Origin of the sequence: Streptomyces sp. NPDC085481 (assembly GCF_044541845.1) — a bacterium.
GTDB lineage: Bacteria > Actinomycetota > Actinomycetes > Streptomycetales > Streptomycetaceae > Streptomyces.
Window position 1 is genome coordinate 102017 of the sequence record NZ_JBITTJ010000001.1, and the last position, 18880, is coordinate 120896.

Genomic DNA, 18880 nt, shown 5'->3' on the forward strand with positions numbered 1-18880 from the left:
GGGGCGGACCGGGGCGGCCTGGCCGGCAGGGCCCGTCAGGAGTCCGCGGCCTCGTCCGCGAGCTCTTCGAGGGCGCGCCATATCTCCGTCGTCACCCGGACCGCCTCCTCCGTGTCTCCGGCCTCGCACGCGTCGATGAGACGGGCGTGCAGCTCGGCGGAGCCACAGGTGCCGGAGTCGCCGAAGAGGCGGCGCTCGACCCGGCGGATCAGGGGTGTGTAGCGCTCGATGGTCGCGGCCAGCGCGTGGTTGCCGCTCGCGCCGACGAGGATCTGGTGGAGTTCGTCGTCGGCGCGCAGCGCGGCCTCGACGTCCGCCGCGCACACGGCCGCGGCGAAGCGCACGTTGGCCTCGCGCATGGCCCGGATGCCCTCGGGGCCGAGCAGCGGCACGGCGGTGCGGGCGGCGAGTTCGTGCATCACCCGCACCACGGAGGCGGCGTCCCGTACGACCCGGCTGACCAGCCGGGTGACCCGGGTGTAGCTCTGCGGCTTGGTCTCGACGAGCCCTTCGTCGCCGAGCCGGGCCAGGGCGTCGCGCACGGGTGCGCGCGAGAGCCCGAGCCGTTCGGCGACGTCGGCGTCCTTGACCACGGAGCCGGGTGCGAGCTCGCCGCGCACGATGGCCTCGCGCAGCGCCTCGTACGCGCGGTCGCGCAGCAGGGTCCGGCCCACGGGCCGCAAGGCGTCCATGGGCTGACATGTTAGGTGTCAGCGGCCCTCGGGAACAGGACCGGACCGGCCCTCGGGATCAAGGCGGTACCGGCTCCGGACCTGGGCCGGGCACGGTGTCAGCGGCGGGGCTGGCGGCGCCAGGGTCCGGTGATCGCGACCATGATGCCGGGCGTCTGGATGTTGGCGAACAGGGTGTCGCCGTCGGGCGAGAAGACGACGCCGGTGAACTCGCTGTCGTTCAGGTCGTTACGGGCGATCGGGTACGTGCGGCCGCTCTCGGTCGCGCCGAACAGGTGCTGAACGCCCTCGCCGTCCTCGGCGATGACGAGACCGCCGTACGGGGAGACGGTGATGTTGTCCGGGCCGTCGTAGGCGCCGTCCTCGTCGGGGGCGGCGTTGACGCCGAGCAGCACCTGGAGGGTGAGGGTGCGGCGCTTGGGGTCGTAGAACCAGACCTGGCCGTCGTGCGGGGCGCCGGGGCTCTCCTCACGGGCGTACGAGGAGACGATGTACGTGCCGCCGTCGGCCCACCACATGCCCTCCAGCTTGCGGGCGCGGGTGACCTCGCCGGCCGCGAACTGCTTGCGGACCGGGGTCGTGCGGGCGTCGCGGTCGGGGACGTCGACCCAGTCCACGCCGTAGACGGTGCCGATCTTCGTGGCGCGGGAGAGGTCGTCGACGAACCGGCCGGCCGAGTCGAAGCACTTGGGGGCCTGCAGGACGCCCGCGTCGTCGGCCAGGGTGTCGAGGCGGCCGCGGCCGTGCTCGAAGCCCTTCGGCGGGACCCAGCGGAAGAAGAGGCCGTTGGGGCCGGAGGCGTCCTCGGTGAGGTAGGCGTGGCCGCGCTTGGGGTCGATGACGACGGCCTCGTGGGCGTAGCGGCCGAAGGCCTTGATCGGCTTGGGGTCGCGGTTGGCCCGGCGGTCGTGCGGGTCGACCTCGAAGACGTAGCCGTGGTCCTTGGTCATGCCGTTCTTGCCGGCCAGGTCCTCGGTCTCCTCGCAGGTCAGCCAGGTGCCCCAGGGGGTGCGGCCGCCCGCGCAGTTGGTGGAGGTGCCGGCGATGCCGACCCACTCGGCGACGGTGCCGTCGCGGTGGACCTCGACGACCGTGCAGCCGCCGGAGGCCGCCGGGTCGTAGACGAGGCCGTCGGTGAGCGGGACGGGGTGGGCCCAGTCCTTGCGGGGGCCCTTGAGCTCGTGGTTGTTGACGAGGTACGTGGTGCCGCGGCGCCCGGCGAAGGTGGCGGTGCCGTCGTGGTTGGAGGGCGTGAACTCGCCGGTCTCCAGGCGGGTGACGCCGCTGTGGGTGATGACGCGGTAGGTGAAGCCCTCGGGCAGGGCCAGCACGCCCTCCGGGTCGGCGACGAGCTCGCCGTAGCCGAGGCGGCGGCCGTGGTCGTGCCCGTGACCGTGACCGTGGCCCTCGGCGGCCACCTCGTGCGGGTCGTCGGCGGCCAGCGCCTGCGGGGCGGTGGCGAGCGCGCCGACGGCGCCGGTGAGGGCGAGTCCGGCGCCCGTGGCGGCGGACTGCTTGGCGAATTCCCTGCGGTTGAGAGGCATGACGGTCTTCTCCCTGTCGGCACCCGATGTCGCGGCACACGGTCGCGCCCCCGTATAAACGGCGGTTGAACAGAAAGGCGATCCCCCATGAACCTGCTCACGAACGGCCGGAGCGTTCTCGTCAGTGGTGCGTCGCGCGGTCTGGGCCGCGCGGTGGCCCGGACCTTCGCGGCCCACGGCGACCGGGTGGCCGTGCACTACGGCTCCCGCGCCGAGGAGGCGCGCGAGACCCTCGGCTCGCTCGAGGGCACCGGACATGCGCTGGTCTGCGGTGATCTCTCCGACCCCGCGGGCGCGGCCCGGGTCGCGGACGCGGCGGCGGAGGCGCTCGGCGGCATCGACGTGCTGGTCAACAACGCGGCCGTGAACCTGCCGCACCCGCCGGCGACGACGCCGTACGAGGAGTGGGCGGAGCTGTGGCAGCGGCATGTGTCCGTGAACCTCTTGGGCACGGCGTATCTCAGCCATCTCGCGGCCCGCCGGATGATCGACGCCGGGAACGGCGAGCGCGGCGAGACGGGGGTCCGTCCGGCCGGAGGCCGCGGGAGGATCATCAACATCGGTTCGCGCGGTGCCTTCCGGGGCGAGCCGGACCACCCGGCGTACGGCGCCACGAAGGCCGCCGTGCACGCCCTGGGGCAGTCCCTCGCGGTCGCCCTGGCTCCGCACGGGATCGGCGTGGCGTCGGTGGCGCCCGGGTTCTTCGCGACCGAGCGGGTCGCCCCGCGTCTGGAGGGACCGGAGGGGGAGGCGATCCGGTCCCAGAGCCCGTTCGGCCGGGTGGCGACGCCGGAGGAGATCGCGGCGGCGGTCCTGTGGCTCGCCTCGCCCGAGGCCGAGTGGGCCTCGGGCACGGTGCTCGACCTCAACGGGGCGTCGTACCTGCGGACCTGAGGGCACAACGGGCACGACCGGCGCGACCGGCACGACCGGCACGACCGGCGCGACCGCGCGTCAGCCGCGCGAGCGCGCCTTGAAGGCGGCCTTGCGGGCCTCCTTGGCCGTGGGCTTGTCGCGGTGGAGGCGGCCCATGGCCTCCAGGACGTCGGCCGTCGCCGGGTGCTCGATGCGCCAGGCCGCGTCGAAGAAGCCGCCGTGGCGGCTGGTCAGGCCCTCGATCAGGTCCTGGAGTTCGGTCGGGTCGCCCTCGGCGTCGAGGTGGGCGGCGATCGTGTCGATGGCCAGCCAGAAGATCATCGACTCCGGGGGCGCCGGGATGTCCGCCGCGCCGTGCTCGGCGAGCCAGACGCGTGCGAGGCCGCCGAGCTCGGGGTCGTCGAGGACCTCCCGTACGGCGGGTTCGGCCTCGGCGCCGACGAGGGAGAGGGCCTGCTGGGCGTGGAGGCGGCGCAGCGGGGAGCCCGGGTCGGTGCCGCGGGCGGCGGCGAGGAGTTCGCGGGCGGCGTCGGCGGGCTTACGGGCGGTGAGCCAGCCCGAGGTCTCGGCGCGGGCGGCGTCCTGCGGGTAGTGGGCGATGGCGTCGAGCAGCACGTCGGCGCCCTGGTCGGCGAGTTCGCCGACGACGGGGGCGGTGAGGCCGGCCTCCAGCATGCGGGCGCGCACGCCGTACAGGCCGAGCGGGGTGAGCCGGACCATGCCGTAGCGGCTGACGTCCTCGTCGTCGACGGGCGGGGCGGGCTCGTCGCCCTCCTCGGCCATCAGGGCCTCGTCGACCGGCCGGTACTCGACGAGGCCGATCCCTTCCAGGATGCGGAACTGCTCGTCGAGCCGCATCATCGCGTCGGAGACCTGCTCCAGGACGTCGTCGGTGGGCTCGCCCATGTCGTCGGGGACGACCATCGACGCGGCGAGCGCGGGCAGCGGCACCGGGCCCTCGCCGGCGCCGCCCTCGGCGACGGTCAGGAGGTAGAGGTTGCCGAGCACGCCCTCCAGGAACTCGGCCTCGCCCTCCGGGTCCCAGTCCAGCGCCTCGAAGTCGATCTCGCCGTTCTCGCCGACGAGCGCGTCGAGGTCCTCGATGTAGGGGGCGGCGGCGTCGGAGAAGACCGCGTCGAAGCCGTCGAGCCAGATCGTGAGGACGTCGTGCGGCGAGCCGCCGGTGACGAGGGGCAGGTTCTCGCCGGCGGTGACGGTGCCGGGGGTCTCGACGTCCTCGGTCTCCTCGCCGTCCTCGACGTCGACCAGGCCGGTGTCCACGGCGAGCCGCCAGGCCTCGCTCGCGTACGCCTCGCCGTCCTCGTCGTCGGCGAGGCCGAGCAGCTCGGCGGCGGCGGGCAGTTGCTCGTCGACGAGCTCGCCGCCGGCGCCTACCCGGGTCTCGGGTCCGGCCCAGCGGGCGAGGCGCACGGCGCGGGAGAGGAGGGGGGCGGCCAGGGCGTCCCGCGCCAGCTCCGCGTCCGAGAGCAGCAGGACGGGGGGCAGGGTCTGGCGGTCCGGTGCCATCTGGGGTGTTCTCCTCGGCGAGTACGGGCGGGCTGCGGGGCTGCGAGTGGCTTCGAGCCGCCTTCAGCGTAGACGCATTCGGGGGCCGGCCCGGCGGTTCACCGGGGCGTCAGCCTTCGTACACCCGTCGACCCTTGACAAGGGCAGTGCTCTGACAGGAAATTGACGCGCGTAGATCAATCGATCGATTGCCCAACCCTCACGGAGTGCCTTGATGCCTTCCTCCATACCGAGATCCGCCGCGCGGTCCGCTTCCGTCGCCGCGGTCGTTTCCGCCGCGCTCGCCGCCGGTCTGCTGGCCGGTTCCACCAGCGCGTCCGCCGACACCGCCGCCGACGCCGTGCGGATCCACGACATCCAGGGCACGACCCGGGTGTCGCCGCTCGTCGGCAAGCAGGTCACCGGTGTCACCGGCATCGTCACCGGTGTGCGCACCTACGGCTCGCGTGGATTTTGGATCCAGGATCCAATGGCCGATGACAACGAGGCCACCAGTGAGGGCATCTTCGTCTTCACCAGCTCCGTCCCGACCGTCGCCGTCGGCGACGCGGTGAGCCTGAACGGCACGGTCACGGAGTACGTCCCCGGCGGTCTGAACTCCGGCAACCAGTCGCTGACCCAGATCTCCAAGCCGGTCGTCACCGTCCTGTCGAAGGGCAACCCGGTCCCGGCCCCGGTGACCATCTGGGCCGGCTCCGTCCCCGACGCGTACGCCCCCGAGGGCGATGCGGCCGCCGGCGGCTCGATCAACGGTCTCGCCCTGGAGCCGGACACGTACGCCCTGGACTACTACGAGTCCCTGGAGGGCACCAACGTCCGCATCGGCTCCTCGCGGGTGGTCGGCGCCAGCGACCCGTACTCCGAGCTGTGGGTGACGGTGAAGCCGTTCGAGAACGGCAACCGCCGCGGCGGCGCCGTCTACGGCTCGTACGACGCGCAGAACACCGGCCGGCTGCAGATCCAGCAGCTCGCCCCGATCGCCCAGCAGCCCTTCCCCAAGGCGAACGTCGGCGACTGGCTGGCCGGCCCCACCGCGGGCCCGCTGGACTTCAACCAGTTCGGCGGCTACACCCTGGTCGCGAACACCCTCGGCAAGCTCGTGGACCTCGGCCTGGAGCGCGAGGTGACGCAGCGCCAACACAAGAACGAGCTGGCGGTCGCCACGTACAACGTGGAGAACCTCGACCCGAGCGACCCGCAGGAGAAGTTCGACGCGCTCGCCAAGGCGGTCGTCGAGAACCTGGCCTCGCCCGACATCGTCGCCCTGGAGGAGATCCAGGACGACAACGGCGCCAAGAACGACGGCACGGTCACGGCCGGCGAGACGCTGAAGAAGTTCACCGCGGCGATCGTCGCGGCGGGCGGCCCGGCGTACGAGTGGCGCTCGGTCGACCCGGAGAACAACAAGGACGGCGGCGAGCCCGGCGGCAACATCCGCCAGGTCTTCCTCTTCAACCCCGAGCGGGTCTCCTTCGTCGACCGCGCGGGCGGCGACGCGACCGCCGCGACCGCGGTGACCGGGAGCAAGGGCGACGCCCACCTGACCCTCTCCCCCGGCCGCATCGACCCGGCGAACACCGCCTGGGAGAACAGCCGCAAGCCGCTCGCGGGCGAGTTCCTCTTCCGCGGCCGCACGGTCCTCGTGGTCGCCAACCACTTCGGCTCCAAGGGCGGGGACGAGTCCCTCGTCTCGCACCACCAGCCGCCGGTCCGCTCCTCCGAGGCCAAGCGACTGCTCCAGGCGCAGGCCGTCAACGGCTTCGTCAAGGACGTCCTCGCCCTCGACAAGCAGGCCGACGTGCTGGTCCTCGGCGACATCAACGACTTCGAGTTCTCCGGCACCACGAAGGCGCTGACCGACGGCGGAGCGCTGTTCCCGGCGGTGAAGTCGCTGCCGCGCAGCGAGCGCTACTCGTACGTCTACCAGGGCAACAGCCAGGTCCTCGACCAGATCCTGACGAGCCCCGGCGTGCACCACTTCGCGTACGACAGCGTGCACATCAACGCGGAGTTCGCGGACCAGAACAGCGACCACGACCCGCAGGTGCTGCGCTTCCGCCCGTAAGGGAGCGACCGCACGGGTGTGCGAGACTGCGGCCGTGATCCTGCGCCTCGCCACCCGTGCCGACCTGCCCGCCGTCCTCGCGCTGCTGGCCGACGAGGAGCGGGTCGTGGACCCGGCCTCGGTGACCGTCACCGCCGCCTACGAGCGGGCGTTCACGGACATCGAGGCCGATCCGCGCAACGAGCTCCTCGTCCTCGCCGACGAGACGGACGACGGGCTCGTCCTCGGCTGCCTCCAGGCCACGTACATCCCGGGCCTCGGCAAGGGCGGCGCCGAGCGGGCGCTGATCGAGGCGGTCCGGATCAGGGCCGACCGGCGCGGCGCCGGCCTCGGCCGGGCGCTGATGGACCTGGCGGTGGCGCGGGCGCGCACCCGTGGCTGCGCGCTCGTCCAGCTGACCAGCGGCAAGGCCAGGACAGACGCCCATCGCTTCTACACCTCGCTGGGCTTCGCCCGCAGCCACGAGGGCTTCAAGCTCGGCCTGTAGGGGGCGTCCCCGGCGGAGACAGCGGGCTAGCCGCGGGCTAGCCGAGCAGGTGCCCGCCGCCGTCCACGAGCAGCACCTCGCCGGTGATGTACGAGGCGTTCGCCAGGTCGTGGACGGCCTCGGCGATGTCCTCGGGGCGGCCCACCCGGCGCAGCGGCACGACCGAGGCCACGTGCTCCTTGGCGGCGTCGGCGCCCTCGACCCCGTCGAACCACGGGGTGTCGATGAGGCCGGGCGCGACCGCGTTGACCCGCACCCCGGGGCCGAGGGTCTTGGCGAGCAGCTTGGTCATGTGGTTGACGGCGGCCTTCGTCACGGCGTACGGGATGGAGCTGCCGCCGGGCCGGACGCCGGCCTGCGAGGAGATGTTCACGACGGCGCCGCCCGCCGCGCGCAGGTGCGGCACGGCGGCGGTGACGGTCTGCCAGACGCCGATGACGTTGACGTCGTACAGCTGCCGCCACACGTCGGGCGAGGCGGCGGCGAAGTCGTCGTGCGGGATGAAGCGTGTGGTGCCCGCGCTGTTCACCAGCAGGTCGAGGCGGCCGAAGTGCGCCACGGTCTCCTCGACGAGCCGGGTGGCCTGGGCCTGGTCGGAGACGTCGGCCTGGAGGTAGTGGGCGCCGGGCAGTTCGGCGGCCAGCTTCTCGCCGGCCTCGACGGAGCGGGCGGAGTTGACGGCGACCCGGTAGCCGGCGGCGGCGAGGCGGCGGGCGACGGCGGCTCCGATGCCGGAGGACGAGCCGGTGACGAGGGCGACGCGCTGTCCCTGCTGTCCCTGCTGTCCCTGCTGTTCCCGCCGTTCCCCCAATTCCCGCACTTCCCGCACTTCCCGCAGTTCACGCTGTTCACTCATAGGAATGTTCTCTCCATGTCCTCCTGTCGCGCAGGAGGATCATGTCAGACGGCCCGCCGCCCCGGGCAGGGGCGGCGGGCCGTCCGGCCGGGCGCGTGGATCAGTTGTGGCTGTGCAGGATCTCGTTGAGGCCGCCCCAGACCGCGTTGTTCGGGCGGGCCTCGACGGCGCCGGTGACCGAGTTGCGGCGGAAGAGGATGTTCGAGGCGCCGGAGAGCTCGCGGGCCTTGACGATCTGGCCGTCGGGCATGGTGACGCGGGTGCCGGCGGTGACGTACAGACCTGCCTCGACGACGCACTCGTCGCCCAGCGCGATGCCGACGCCCGCCTCGGCGCCGATGAGGCAGCGCTCGCCGATGGCGATGACGACGTTGCCGCCGCCGGAGAGGGTGCCCATGGTGGAGGCGCCGCCGCCGATGTCGGAGCCGTCGCCGACGACGACGCCGGCGGAGATGCGGCCCTCGACCATGGAGGTGCCGAGGGTGCCGGCGTTGAAGTTGACGAAGCCCTCGTGCATGACGGTGGTGCCGGCGGCGAGGTGGGCGCCGAGGCGGACGCGGTCGGCGTCGGCGATGCGGACGCCGGCGGGCACGACGTAGTCGGTCATGCGGGGGAACTTGTCGATCGAGGTGACCTGGAGGTGCAGGCCCTCGGCGCGGGCGTTCAGCCGCACCTTCTCGATGTCGTCGACGGCGACCGGGCCGAGCGAGGTCCAGGCGACGTTGGCGAGCAGGCCGAACACGCCGTCCAGGCTCTGGCCGTGCGGCTTGACCAGGCGGTGGCTGAGCAGGTGGAGCCGCAGGTAGGCGTCGTGGGCGTCGAGCGGCTTGTCGTCGAGCGAGGCGATGGCGGTGCGGACGGCGACCACCTCGACACCGCGGCGGGCGTCCACGCCGAGGGCCTTGGCGGCGCCCTCGCCGAGGGCGTTCACGGCCGCTTCGGGGCTGAGTCGCTCGGTGCCGGCGGGGCCGGGGGCGTCGGTCAGCTCGGGGGCGGGGAACCAGGTGTCGAGAACGGTGCCGTCACCGGCGATGGTGGCGAGGCCGGCGGCGACGGCGCCGGTGGAGCGAGGAGCAGTGGTCATGACGGAAACCTAACCGGCGGGCCCCCGCGCGGGCCAACCGGTCTCAGGTGTCGGGCCGCCGCCCTGGCGGTTCCGACGAGTTCCCGGCCCGCCCGTTGGGTCCTTCGTTCAGACCGTGGCGTTCAGCACCCGGGCCAGCATCTCGCGCGCGTACCCCTCGTCGTAGCGGCCGTCGGTGAGCAGGACCTGGAGGCAGATGCCGTCCATGAGGGCGACGACGGCGCGGGCGGTGGCCGGATCGGTGCGGGCGGCGAGGATCCCGGTGACGTCCTCGGTCCACTCGGCGGCGACGGGGCGCAGGGCGGGGTGGCGCAGGGCGGCGAGGTAGAGCTCGTACTCCAGCTCCACGCCGCCTCGCTCGCCGCCGAGCCACTCGCCCATGAGGCGGGCGAGGAGGGCGGCGAGATCGGTGCCGGGGCCGGTGCTGCGGGTGCTCTCGCGCAGGGCGCGGCCGAAGGTGTCGTCGGCCTTGCGCAGGGCGGCGACGAGGAGTTCGTCGAGGGAGTCGAAGTGGTACGTGGTGGAGCCGAGCGGCACGTCGGCCTCGGCGGCGGCGGTGCGGTGGCTGAGTCCGGCGATGCCGTCGCGGGCGACGACGCGCAGGGCGGCGTCGACGATCCGTTCGCGCCGCTCGGGGTCGTGGCGGCGGGCGCGGGGGCGGGAGGGGGCCATCAGCGGGCGCCTGCGCACGTGGGGCGGGTGAGGGCCATCAGTGGGCGCCGCCGAGGTTGAGGACGGCGACGCCGGCGATGATCAGCACGAGGCCGGCGATCTTGGCGAGGTTCATGGACTCGCCGAGGAAGAGGGCACCGATCCCGGCGACCGCGGCGGTGCCGACGCCGGACCATATGGCGTAGGCGGTGCCGACCTGGAGGGTCTTGAGGGCCTGGGCGAGGAGGGCGAAGGCGAGGAGGTAGCCGGCGCCGGTGAGGAGGGAGGGGCCGAGCCGGGTGAAGCCGTCGCTGTACTTCATGGAGGTGGTGGCGACGATCTCCGCCGCTATGGCGCCCGCGAGCAGTCCGTATCCCATGTGTACGAGTGTACGCATCGATGGGTACGGCCGTACGCAACGACTGCCGATACGGTGTGCGCATGACATACCCCTCGGGTCCGCACGGCTACGGCTACGCCCCTCCGCCCCCACCGCCGAAACCCGGCGTCATACCCCTGGCTCCGCTGAGTTTCAGCCAGATCCTGACCGGCGCCTTCAGCACCTTCGGGCGCTACTGGAAGCCGCTGCTCGGCGTCGCCGTGACCGCCTACGCGGCGGCGACGCTGCTGGTCGGCGGGGCGATGCTGCTGGCCTGGACGACGGTCGCGGACCACGTCGACCGGCTGACCCACCTGCCCTCGCAGCAGGAGCCGGACTTCGCGGACATCCAGCCGCTGCTCGTCGCCTTCGGCTGCGTGTGGCTGGCCGGTGTGACCGGCCTGATCCTGGCGAGCGGCCTGGTCTACGCGGCCGCGCCGGCCGTCGCCCAGGAGGCGGTGCTCGGCAGGCCCCTCGGCTTCGGCACCGTGTGGCGGCGGGCCTGGTCGCGGCTCGGCTCCGTGCTCGCCTCCGTCTTCCTGACGATGCTCGCCTCGTTCGTGCCGATGGTGCTCTGCATGGTCGGCCTCGGCTTCCTGATGACCAGCGTCTTCATGGGCGTCGCGGCGTCCGAGAGGGGCGGCGGTGACAACGGCTCCGGCCTGGCCGTCATCGGCGTACTGATCTTCCTGGGCGCCCTGGCGACCGCTCCCCTCGCCCTGTGGCTCTGGGTGAAGTTCAGCCTGGCCCCCTCGGTCGCCGTCATCGAGGGCCTGGGCGCCACGGCCTCGATGCGCCGCTCGTCGCACCTGGTCCGCGGCTCCTGGTGGCGGATCTTCGGCTGCATGCTCGCCGCGGGCGTGATCGTGGCCGTCGTGAGCTGGGCGATCCAGCAGGTCTTCTCGGTCCTGGCGATGTTCCCGATGTCGGCGGTCGACACCGACGCCGGCACGAGCGCCGGCGAGATCATCGGCACTCTCTCGGGCACGATGGCCGTCCTCTTCGTCGGCACCATCGCCTCCCAGGCCGTCCTGGCCCCCCTCCAGCCCCTGGTCTCCGCCCTGCTCTACGTGGACCAGCGCATCCGCAAGGAGAACCTGGCCCCGGTCCTGGCACAGGCGGCGACCTCCGGCCCGTGACCCCCGTACGGAGAAACGGCCATGCCCTCCAGTCAGCCTGGAGGGCATGGCCATTTCGCGGGAGACCCGCGGTCAGACGTTGAAGCCGAGCGCGCGGAGCTGCTCGCGGCCGTCGTCCGTGATCTTGTCCGGGCCCCACGGGGGCATCCAGACCCAGTTGATCTTGAGTTCGCTGACGATGCCGTCGGTGGCGGCCTTCGCCTGGTCCTCGATCACGTCGGTCAGCGGACAGGCCGCCGACGTCAGGGTCATGTCCAGCGTCGCGACGTTCGAGTCGTCGATGTGGATGCCGTAGATCAGGCCGAGGTTGACGACGTCGATGCCCAGCTCGGGGTCGACGACGTCGTACAGCGCCTCGCGGATCTCTTCTTCGGAGGCCGGCTTCATCGTGGCCTCGGCGTTCTCGGTCATGCCGACTTCCTCACAGAATTCTGGTCGTCCCCGCCCAGCGCCTGGGCGGTCGCGTCCTTCCACGCCATCCAGCTGAGCAGCGCGCACTTCACCCGGGCCGGGTACTTCGAGACACCGGCGAACGCGACCGCGTCCTCCAGGATCTCCTCCATGGCGTCGTCCGGCTCGATCTGGCCCTTGGACTGCATCAGCTCCAGGAAGGTGCCCTGGATCTTCTGCGCCTCGGCCAGCTCCTTGCCGACGAGCAGCTCGTTGAGGACGGAGGCCGAGGCCTGGCTGATCGAGCAGCCCTGGCCCTCGTACGACACGTCCTCGATGCGCGAGCCGTCGTACTTCACGCGCAGCGTGATCTCGTCGCCGCAGGTCGGGTTGACATGGTGCACCTCGGCGTCGCCGTCCCTGAGACCACGACCGTGCGGGTGCTTGTAGTGGTCCAGGATGACGTCCTGGTACATCGAATCCAGCTTCACGAGCCGTCCCCTAGCCGAAGAAGTTCCGTACGTGCTCCAGACCCGCGACCAGGGCGTCGACCTCGGCCGGGGTGGAGTACAGATAGAACGACGCTCGCGTGGTCGCCGGAATTCCGTAGCGCAGGCAGACCGGACGCGCGCAGTGGTGTCCGACGCGGACCGCGATGCCCTGCTCGTCGAGGACCTGGCCCACGTCGTGCGGGTGGATGTCGCCGAGCGTGAAGGAGATCGCCGCGCCGCGGTCCTCGGCCGTGGTGGGGCCGATGATCCGCAGGTCCGGGACCTCCTGGAGGCGCCGGACGGCGTACTCGGTGATCGCGTGCTCGTGGCGCTGGATGTTCTCCATGCCGATCGCCGAGAGGTAGTCCACGGCCGCGCCGAGGCCGACGGCCTGGGCGATCGGGGGCGTGCCGGCCTCGAACTTGTGCGGGGCCGGCGCGTAGGTGGAGGAGTGCATCGAGACGGTCTCGATCATCTCGCCGCCACCGAGGAACGGCGGCAGGTCCTCCAGGAGCTCCTGGCGCCCCCACAGCACGCCGATGCCGGTCGGGCCGCACATCTTGTGGCCGGTGAAGGCCACGAAGTCGGCCTGCAGCGCCTGCACGTCGAGCACCATGTGCGGCGCGGCCTGGGAGGCGTCGATGCAGACGAGCGCACCGACCTCCTGGGCGCGCCGGATGATCGTCTCGACCGGGTTGATCGTGCCCAGCAGGTTCGAGACCAGCGTGAACGAGACGATCTTGGTCTTCTCGGTGATGACCTCTTCGATGTTCGAGAGGTCGAGACGGCCGTCGTCGGTGAGGCCGAACCACTTCAGCTTCGCGCCGGTGCGCTGCGACAGCAGCTGCCACGGGACGATGTTGGAGTGGTGCTCCATCTCCGTGATGGCGATCTCGGTCTCGTGGTCCACGCGGTAGGGCTCGTCGGCCCAGCCCAGCATGTTGGCCACGAGGTTGAGCGACTCGGAGGCGTTCTTGGTGAAGATCACCTCGTCGCGGCTCGGCGCGTTGACGAAGGCGGCGACCTTGTCGCGGGCGCCCTCGTACAGCGCGGTGGCCTCCTCGGCGACCGTGTAGACGCCGCGGTGGACATTGGCGTTGTGGCGCTCGTAGTACGTGTTGAGCGCGTCGAGGACCTGGCGCGGCTTCTGCGAGGTCGCCGCGGAGTCCAGGTACACGATCTTCTTGCCGTCGTGGACCACGCGATCCAGGAGCGGGAAGTCCTTGCGGATCGCCTCGGTGTCGAGGAGGCCGGTCAGCCCCTGATGGGCAGAAGTCACGCGGATGCGCCACCCTTCACGTACGCCTCGTAGCCCTCGTTCTCCAGCTTGTCCGCGAGCTCGGCGCCGCCGGACTCGACGATGCGGCCGTTCGCGAAGACGTGCACGAAGTCGGGCTTGATGTAGCGGAGAATCCGCGTGTAGTGCGTGATCAGCAGGGTGCCGACCTCGCCGGTCTCGCGGACGCGGTTGACGCCCTCGGAGACGACGCGAAGGGCGTCGACGTCGAGGCCGGAGTCGGTCTCGTCGAGGATCGCGATCTTCGGCTTGAGCAGTTCGAGCTGGAGGATCTCGTGCCGCTTCTTCTCACCGCCGGAGAAGCCCTCGTTGACGTTGCGCTCGGCGAAGGCCGGGTCCATCTGGAGCTTCTCCATGGCCTCCTTGACCTCCTTCACCCAGGTGCGCAGCTTGGGCGCCTCGCCGCGGACGGCGGTGGCGGAGGTGCGCAGGAAGTTGGAGACCGAGACGCCGGGGACCTCGACCGGGTACTGCATGGCGAGGAACACGCCGGCGCGGGCGCGCTCGTCGACCGACATCTCCAGGACGTCCTCACCGTCGAGGGTGACGGTGCCGCCGGTGATCGTGTACTTCGGGTGGCCGGCCAGCGAGTACGCCAGGGTCGACTTGCCGGAGCCGTTCGGGCCCATGACGGCGTGGGTCTCGCCCTGCTTGATGGTCAGGTCGACACCCTTGAGGATCTCGCGCGGACCGTTCTCGGCCTCGACGGAGACGTGCAGGTCGTGGATTTCAAGCGTTGCCATGGGTGACTCAGGACTCCTGGGTGACGGAGACGAGCACATCGTCCCCTTCGATCTTTACGGGGTATACGGGGACGGGGCGCGTCGCGGGGAGGCCGGACGGCTTGCCGGTGCGGAGGTCGAAGCTGGAGCCGTGCAGCCAGCACTCGATGGCGCAGTCCTCGACCTCGCCCTCCGAGAGGGAGACGTTCGCGTGCGAGCAGATGTCGTTGATCGCGAACACCTCGCCGTCGGTGTGGACGACCGACACCGGCGTGCCGTCGACCTCGACCCGCTTCGGGGTGTCGGCCTCCAGCTCGCTCAGTGCGCAGACTCGGACGAAGGCCATCAGACGGACGCCTCCAGCTCGGCCTCGATCTTGGCGATGAGGCGCTCCTCGACGTCCGGAAGACCGATCTGCTGGACCAGCTCGGCGAAGAAGCCGCGGACGACCAGGCGGCGGGCCTCGGACTCCGGGATACCGCGGGACATCAGGTAGAACAGCTGCTCGTCGTCGAAGCGGCCGGTGGCGGAGGCGTGGCCGGCGCCGGCGATCTCGCCGGTCTCGATCTCGAGGTTCGGCACGGAGTCGACCCGGGCGCCGTCGGTGAGGACGAGGTTCCGGTTGAGCTCGTAGGTGTCGGTGCCCTCGGCCTTGGCCTCGATGAGGACGTCGCCGATCCACACGGCGTGGGCGTTCTGGCCCTGCAGCGCGCCCTTGTAGGCCACGTTGGACTTGCAGTGCGGGACGTTGTGGGTGACCAGGAGGCGGTGCTCCTGGTGCTGGCCGGCGTCGGTGAAGTACAGACCGAAGAGCTCGGCCTCGCCGCCGGGGGCGGCGTAGGTGACGCGCGGGTGGATGCGGACGACGTCGCCGCCGAAGGTCACGACGACCGACTTGAAGGAGGCGTCGCGGCCGACCAGCGCGTTGTGCTGGGCGACGTGGACGGCCTTCTCGTCCCAGTCCTGCACGGAGACGACGGTGAGCTTGGCGCCGTCGCCGAGCACGTAGTCGACGTTGGCGGCGAGCACCGCGTCACCGGTGTGGTCGATGACGACGACGGCCTCGGCGAAGGCGCCGAGCTCGATCACCTGGTGGCCGAAGGCCACGCCGCCCTCGCCGTGCACGGCGATCCGGATCGGCTCGGTGAGCACGGCCTCCTTGGCGACGGTGACGACCGAGGCCTTCTCGAAGGCGGAGTACGCCTGGGCGGCGACCCGGTCGACCGGCGTGCCGGCCTTGCCGAGGCGCGCGTCCTCGCGGCCCACGGTCTCCACGGTGACGCCCTCGGGGGCCTCGATCTCGACCTTGACGCCCTCGCCGGACGCGACGGCGGTGCCGTCGTGCAGGCCGCGCAGGCGCTCCAGCGGGGTGAAGCGCCACTCCTCCTCGCGGCCGTGCGGGACGGGGAAGTCCGCGACGTCGAAGGACGGCGGCGCGCTCATGCGCGTGGCGACGGTGGACTCGGCGGCCACCGCGATCGAGCCGGCGGTGGTGGAGCCCGCCGGGATGTTCTGAGCCTCAGCCATGGCTGTCGTGTTGCTCTCTTCCTACGTATTGCGATCCGAGGCCCGCCCGGTGAGGCGGGCCACTAGCTGCTGGAGGCGGGGCTCTTAGCCGACCGCGCCTTCCATCTGCAGCTCGATCAGCCGGTTGAGCTCCAGCGCGTACTCCATCGGCAGCTCCTTCGCGATGGGCTCGACGAAGCCGCGGACGATCATGGCCATCGCCTCGAACTCGGTGAGGCCACGGCTCATCAGGTAGAAGAGCTGGTCCTCGGAGACCTTGGAGACGGTGGCCTCGTGGCCCATGGAGACGTCGTCCTCGCGGACGTCCACGTAGGGGTACGTGTCCGAGCGGGAGATCGTGTCGACGAGCAGCGCGTCGCACAGCACGTTCGACTTGGCGCCCGGCGCACCCTCGCCGATCTCGATGAGACCGCGGTAGGAGGTGCGGCCGCCGCCTCGCGCCACCGACTTGGAGACGATGTTGGAGGAGGTGTTCGGGGCCATGTGGACCATCTTGGCGCCGGCGTCCTGGTGCTGGCCCTCGCCCGCGAAGGCGATGGAGAGGGTCTCGCCCTTGGCGTGCTCGCCCATCAGGTAGACGGCCGGGTACTTCATGGTGACCTTGGAGCCGATGTTGCCGTCGACCCACTCCATGGTGGCGCCCTCGTAGGCGACGGCGCGCTTGGTCACCAGGTTGTAGACGTTGTTCGACCAGTTCTGGATGGTCGTGTAGCGGCAGCGGCCGCCCTTCTTGACGATGATCTCGACGACCGCGGAGTGCAGCGAGTCCGAGGAGTAGATCGGGGCGGTGCAGCCCTCGACGTAGTGGACGTAGGCGTCCTCGTCGACGACGATCAGCGTCCGCTCGAACTGGCCCATGTTCTCCGTGTTGATACGGAAGTAGGCCTGGAGCGGGATCTCGACGTGCACGCCCTTCGGCACGTAGATGAACGATCCGCCGGACCAGACGGCGGTGTTCAGGGAGGCGAACTTGTTGTCGCCGACCGGGATGACGGTGCCGAAGTACTCCTTGAAGAGCTCCTCGTGCTCCTTCAGCGCGGTGTCGGTGTCGACGAAGATGACGCCCTGCTCCTCCAGGTCCTCGCGGATCTGGTGGTAGACGACCTCGGACTCGTACTGCGCGGCGACACCGGCGACGAGGCGCTGCTTCTCCGCCTCGGGGATGCCGAGCTTGTCGTACGTGTTCTTGATGTCCTCCGGCAGGTCCTCCCAGGACTCGGCCTGCTTCTCGGTGGACCGCACGAAGTACTTGATGTTGTCGAAGTCGATGCCGGACAGGTCGGAGCCCCAGGTCGGCATGGGCTTCTTGCCGAACAGCTTCAGGCCCTTGAGCCGCAGCTTCAGCATCCACTCGGGCTCGTTCTTCTTCGCGGAGATGTCGCGGACGACGTCCTCGGAGAGTCCTCGCTTGGCGGCGGCACCTGCCGCGTCCGAGTCGGCCCAGCCGTACTCGTACCGACCCAGGCCCTCGAGCTCGGGGTGGCTGATCTCGGTGGTCATGCGGGGTTCCTCCCGGCCGTACTTGCGGATGCTGATGGTGGTGTGGTCTGTGGGGCGCCGTGCGGGATGAACGTCGTACAGACGCCGTCACCATGCGCGATGGTGGCCAGGCGCTGGACGTGGGTCCCGAGGAGGCGGGAGAAGATCTCCGTCTCCGCCTCGCACAGCTGCGGGTACTGCTCGGCGACGTGGGCGACCGGGCAGTGGTGCTGGCAGAGCTGCTCGCCGACCGGCGCGTTCCGCGCAGTGGCAGCGTACCCGTCGGCGGTCAGCGCCTTGGCAAGAGCCTCGGTGCGCTGGTCGGGGTCGGCGGAGTCGACTGCCTTGCGGTAGGCCTCGGCCTGTGCCTCGATCCGGTCGCGGGCGAAGGCGGCGACGGCCGCCTCGCCTGCGGCCCCTCCGCCGGCGCTCCGCTCGATCCAGCGGAGCGCGTCCACGGCCAGCGTGTCGTACGACTGGTCGAAGGCGTCCCGGCCGCAGTCGGTCAGTGCGAAGACCTTGGCGGGCCGGCCGCGGGTACGGGCGCCGTAGACCCGCTTCTCGCGCGCCTCCACGACGTTGTCCGTGACCAGCGAGTCGAGGTGGCGGCGGACGGCGGCCTGGGTGAGGCCGAGTCGCTGGGCCAGATCGGCGACGGTCGAGGGGCCGTGGTCCAGGATGGAGCGCGCGACCCGGTTGCGGGTGGACCGCTCACCGGTCGCGAGTTCCTCCGTGGGAGCCTCACCGACGTTTTTCACAACGCCATTGTTGCGTAATTAATCAGGGACTGACAAGCGAGGTCCGGGCCGCCGGCGGTGCCGTGCGTCACGCAGGTAAGGCTTACCTGACCTGCGGAAACGATCATTCATGGGATGAATCACCAGGCCGGTGACCAGCGCTTTCCCTCCCCGCGGGCCGTCCCGCGGGCGCCACCGAGGACCTGCCCAGCGCCTCCACCACACGGATGAAAGTTTCCGCGTTTCGGACCGCAGCGCCGCCCGCGTCGTTGTTGAGGAACACGTACACGTCCGCCTGGTCCCGCCAGGTCTCCGCGAGCCGGTCCGCCCAGGTCGCGAGCGCCTGCCGCCCGTACTGCGGGTGCGGCAGCGCCCGGCCCTCGTGCAGGCGCAGATAGCCCCAGTCCGCCGTCCGCCACAGCGGGGTCACCGGCCGCGAGCCCCGGTCCGCCCAGCACAGCGCGGCGCCCCGGTCCGCCAGGACCCCGGCGGTCCGGTCCGTCCACCACGACTCGTGCCGCGGCTCGACCGCCACCCGCACTCCGGCCGGGAAGCATCCGAGCACCGCGTCGAGGAGCGCGTCGTCGGCGCGCAGCGTCGGCGGCAGCTGGAGCAGGACGGGCCCGAGCCGGTCGCCGAGACCCGCCGCGCGGTCCATGAGGCGCGCCACGGGCTCCTGCGGGTCGTGGAGGCGCCTGATGTGGGTGAGGTAGCGGCTGGCCTTGACGGCCATGACGAAGCCCTCGGGTGTCCGCTCCCGCCACTCGGCGAAGGTGGCCCGCTCGGGCAGCCGGTAGAAGGCGTTGTTGTTCTCGACGGCCGCGAACCGTCCCGCGTACTCCTCCAGCCAGAGCCGCTGCGGCACGCCCTCGGGGTAGAGAACGCCGCGCCAGTCCCGGTACTGCCATCCGGACGTGCCGATGAACACGGGCATACG

The 18880-nt window shown here is 71.4% G+C and carries 20 protein-coding genes; 4 read left to right on the top strand and 16 right to left on the bottom strand.

Going from position 1 to position 18880, the window contains the following annotated elements; translation table 11 throughout:
- Positions 1 to 35: 35 nt before the first annotated feature.
- Positions 36 to 692 (bottom strand): GntR family transcriptional regulator, encoded by a 657-nt coding sequence (locus tag ACIGEZ_RS00515; protein ID WP_399824291.1) that lies wholly within the window; start codon positions 690 to 692, stop codon positions 36 to 38.
- Between the two features lie 98 nt (positions 693 to 790).
- Positions 791 to 2236 (bottom strand): alkaline phosphatase PhoX, encoded by a 1446-nt coding sequence (locus ACIGEZ_RS00520; protein ID WP_399824293.1) that lies wholly within the window; start codon positions 2234 to 2236, stop codon positions 791 to 793.
- A gap of 87 nt (positions 2237 to 2323) precedes the next feature.
- Here ACIGEZ_RS00520 and ACIGEZ_RS00525 point away from each other — a divergent pair, with 87 nt between their 5' ends.
- Positions 2324 to 3130 (top strand): SDR family NAD(P)-dependent oxidoreductase, encoded by an 807-nt coding sequence (locus tag ACIGEZ_RS00525; RefSeq protein ID WP_399824295.1) that lies wholly within the window; start codon positions 2324 to 2326, stop codon positions 3128 to 3130.
- A gap of 60 nt (positions 3131 to 3190) precedes the next feature.
- On the opposite strand, the gene ACIGEZ_RS00530 is transcribed toward ACIGEZ_RS00525, so the two are convergent.
- On the bottom strand, positions 3191 to 4639 hold the full coding sequence (locus ACIGEZ_RS00530) for a hypothetical protein (RefSeq protein WP_399824296.1): 1449 nt from the start codon (positions 4637 to 4639) through the stop codon (positions 3191 to 3193).
- A gap of 214 nt (positions 4640 to 4853) precedes the next feature.
- On the opposite strand from ACIGEZ_RS00530, the gene ACIGEZ_RS00535 reads away from it, so the two are divergent.
- Positions 4854 to 6704 (top strand): endonuclease/exonuclease/phosphatase family protein, encoded by a 1851-nt coding sequence (locus ACIGEZ_RS00535; protein ID WP_399824298.1) that lies wholly within the window; start codon positions 4854 to 4856, stop codon positions 6702 to 6704.
- A 34-nt stretch (positions 6705 to 6738) separates the two neighbouring features.
- Complete coding sequence (locus ACIGEZ_RS00540) at positions 6739 to 7191, top strand: GNAT family N-acetyltransferase (protein WP_399826139.1); 453 nt, start codon at positions 6739 to 6741, stop codon at positions 7189 to 7191.
- A 37-nt stretch (positions 7192 to 7228) separates the two neighbouring features.
- Here ACIGEZ_RS00540 and ACIGEZ_RS00545 read toward each other — a convergent pair whose 3' ends face one another.
- From ACIGEZ_RS00545 to ACIGEZ_RS00560, 4 genes are all read right to left on the bottom strand, one after another.
- Entirely contained in the window at positions 7229 to 8047 is an 819-nt protein-coding gene (locus ACIGEZ_RS00545; RefSeq protein WP_399824300.1) for an SDR family NAD(P)-dependent oxidoreductase, read from the bottom strand.
- A gap of 100 nt (positions 8048 to 8147) precedes the next feature.
- The gene (gene dapD, locus ACIGEZ_RS00550) at positions 8148 to 9131 is read right to left on the bottom strand and encodes a 2,3,4,5-tetrahydropyridine-2,6-dicarboxylate N-succinyltransferase (protein ID WP_399824301.1); all 984 of its coding nucleotides are present in this window, start codon (positions 9129 to 9131) and stop codon (positions 8148 to 8150) included.
- Positions 9132 to 9239: 108 nt separating this feature from the next.
- Positions 9240 to 9803 carry a TetR/AcrR family transcriptional regulator gene (locus tag ACIGEZ_RS00555; RefSeq protein WP_399824302.1) on the bottom strand — a complete coding sequence of 188 codons (564 nt, stop codon included), beginning with the start codon at positions 9801 to 9803 and terminating at the stop codon, positions 9240 to 9242.
- A 37-nt stretch (positions 9804 to 9840) separates the two neighbouring features.
- Positions 9841 to 10161, bottom strand: coding sequence for a DMT family transporter (locus ACIGEZ_RS00560; RefSeq protein WP_399824304.1), 321 nt, complete (start codon positions 10159 to 10161; stop codon positions 9841 to 9843).
- A gap of 62 nt (positions 10162 to 10223) precedes the next feature.
- On the opposite strand from ACIGEZ_RS00560, the gene ACIGEZ_RS00565 reads away from it, so the two are divergent.
- The gene (locus ACIGEZ_RS00565; protein WP_399824305.1) at positions 10224 to 11300 is read left to right on the top strand and encodes an oxidoreductase; all 1077 of its coding nucleotides are present in this window, start codon (positions 10224 to 10226) and stop codon (positions 11298 to 11300) included.
- Positions 11301 to 11372: 72 nt separating this feature from the next.
- Here the strand turns inward: ACIGEZ_RS00565 and ACIGEZ_RS00570 are convergent, their stop codons facing one another.
- The 9 genes from ACIGEZ_RS00570 to ACIGEZ_RS00610 all read right to left on the bottom strand — a co-directional run bounded on the left by ACIGEZ_RS00570 (position 11373) and on the right by ACIGEZ_RS00610 (position 18877).
- The gene (locus tag ACIGEZ_RS00570) at positions 11373 to 11711 is read right to left on the bottom strand and encodes a metal-sulfur cluster assembly factor (protein ID WP_399824306.1); all 339 of its coding nucleotides are present in this window, start codon (positions 11709 to 11711) and stop codon (positions 11373 to 11375) included.
- Positions 11708 to 12181: a Fe-S cluster assembly sulfur transfer protein SufU gene (sufU, locus tag ACIGEZ_RS00575; protein ID WP_399824308.1), complete on the bottom strand. Its 474-nt coding sequence runs from the start codon at positions 12179 to 12181 to the stop codon at positions 11708 to 11710. Before sufU ends, ACIGEZ_RS00570 begins: the two co-directional genes overlap by 4 nt.
- 10 nt (positions 12182 to 12191) lie before the next feature.
- Positions 12192 to 13460, bottom strand: coding sequence for a cysteine desulfurase (locus tag ACIGEZ_RS00580; RefSeq protein WP_399824310.1), 1269 nt, complete (start codon positions 13458 to 13460; stop codon positions 12192 to 12194).
- Positions 13457 to 14221: a Fe-S cluster assembly ATPase SufC gene (sufC, locus tag ACIGEZ_RS00585; protein WP_399824311.1), complete on the bottom strand. Its 765-nt coding sequence runs from the start codon at positions 14219 to 14221 to the stop codon at positions 13457 to 13459. The genes ACIGEZ_RS00580 and sufC overlap by 4 nt, the downstream gene beginning before the upstream one ends.
- Before the next feature lie 7 nt (positions 14222 to 14228).
- On the bottom strand, positions 14229 to 14546 hold the full coding sequence (locus ACIGEZ_RS00590; protein ID WP_350973455.1) for a bifunctional 3-phenylpropionate/cinnamic acid dioxygenase ferredoxin subunit: 318 nt from the start codon (positions 14544 to 14546) through the stop codon (positions 14229 to 14231).
- On the bottom strand, positions 14546 to 15727 hold the full coding sequence (gene sufD / locus ACIGEZ_RS00595; protein WP_399824312.1) for a Fe-S cluster assembly protein SufD: 1182 nt from the start codon (positions 15725 to 15727) through the stop codon (positions 14546 to 14548). Before sufD ends, ACIGEZ_RS00590 begins: the two co-directional genes overlap by 1 nt.
- Positions 15728 to 15811: 84 nt before the next feature.
- The gene (gene sufB, locus ACIGEZ_RS00600) at positions 15812 to 17227 is read right to left on the bottom strand and encodes a Fe-S cluster assembly protein SufB (RefSeq protein WP_399824313.1); all 1416 of its coding nucleotides are present in this window, start codon (positions 17225 to 17227) and stop codon (positions 15812 to 15814) included.
- Positions 17224 to 17964 carry a helix-turn-helix transcriptional regulator gene (locus ACIGEZ_RS00605; RefSeq protein ID WP_399824315.1) on the bottom strand — a complete coding sequence of 247 codons (741 nt, stop codon included), beginning with the start codon at positions 17962 to 17964 and terminating at the stop codon, positions 17224 to 17226. The genes sufB and ACIGEZ_RS00605 overlap by 4 nt, the downstream gene beginning before the upstream one ends.
- A 103-nt stretch (positions 17965 to 18067) precedes the next feature.
- Complete coding sequence (locus tag ACIGEZ_RS00610; protein WP_399824316.1) at positions 18068 to 18877, bottom strand: DUF72 domain-containing protein; 810 nt, start codon at positions 18875 to 18877, stop codon at positions 18068 to 18070.
- Between the last annotated feature and the right edge of the window lie 3 nt (positions 18878 to 18880).

Coding starts and splice junctions, on each gene's coding strand:
- ACIGEZ_RS00530 (WP_399824296.1), bottom strand. CDS start 4,639: ATGGCACCGGACCGCCAGACCCTGCCCCCCGTCCTGCTGCTCTCGGAC.
- ACIGEZ_RS00565 (WP_399824305.1), top strand. CDS start 10,224: ATGACATACCCCTCGGGTCCGCACGGCTACGGCTACGCCCCTCCGCCC.
- ACIGEZ_RS00520 (WP_399824293.1), bottom strand. CDS start 2,236: ATGCCTCTCAACCGCAGGGAATTCGCCAAGCAGTCCGCCGCCACGGGC.
- ACIGEZ_RS00545 (WP_399824300.1), bottom strand. CDS start 8,047: ATGAGTGAACAGCGTGAACTGCGGGAAGTGCGGGAAGTGCGGGAATTG.
- dapD (WP_399824301.1), bottom strand. CDS start 9,131: ATGACCACTGCTCCTCGCTCCACCGGCGCCGTCGCCGCCGGCCTCGCC.
- ACIGEZ_RS00610 (WP_399824316.1), bottom strand. CDS start 18,877: ATGCCCGTGTTCATCGGCACGTCCGGATGGCAGTACCGGGACTGGCGC.
- sufC (WP_399824311.1), bottom strand. CDS start 14,221: ATGGCAACGCTTGAAATCCACGACCTGCACGTCTCCGTCGAGGCCGAG.
- ACIGEZ_RS00570 (WP_399824306.1), bottom strand. CDS start 11,711: ATGACCGAGAACGCCGAGGCCACGATGAAGCCGGCCTCCGAAGAAGAG.
- ACIGEZ_RS00590 (WP_350973455.1), bottom strand. CDS start 14,546: ATGGCCTTCGTCCGAGTCTGCGCACTGAGCGAGCTGGAGGCCGACACC.
- ACIGEZ_RS00525 (WP_399824295.1), top strand. CDS start 2,324: ATGAACCTGCTCACGAACGGCCGGAGCGTTCTCGTCAGTGGTGCGTCG.
- sufD (WP_399824312.1), bottom strand. CDS start 15,727: ATGGCTGAGGCTCAGAACATCCCGGCGGGCTCCACCACCGCCGGCTCG.
- ACIGEZ_RS00555 (WP_399824302.1), bottom strand. CDS start 9,803: ATGGCCCCCTCCCGCCCCCGCGCCCGCCGCCACGACCCCGAGCGGCGC.
- ACIGEZ_RS00560 (WP_399824304.1), bottom strand. CDS start 10,161: ATGGGATACGGACTGCTCGCGGGCGCCATAGCGGCGGAGATCGTCGCC.
- ACIGEZ_RS00535 (WP_399824298.1), top strand. CDS start 4,854: ATGCCTTCCTCCATACCGAGATCCGCCGCGCGGTCCGCTTCCGTCGCC.
- ACIGEZ_RS00515 (WP_399824291.1), bottom strand. CDS start 692: ATGGACGCCTTGCGGCCCGTGGGCCGGACCCTGCTGCGCGACCGCGCG.
- sufB (WP_399824313.1), bottom strand. CDS start 17,227: ATGACCACCGAGATCAGCCACCCCGAGCTCGAGGGCCTGGGTCGGTAC.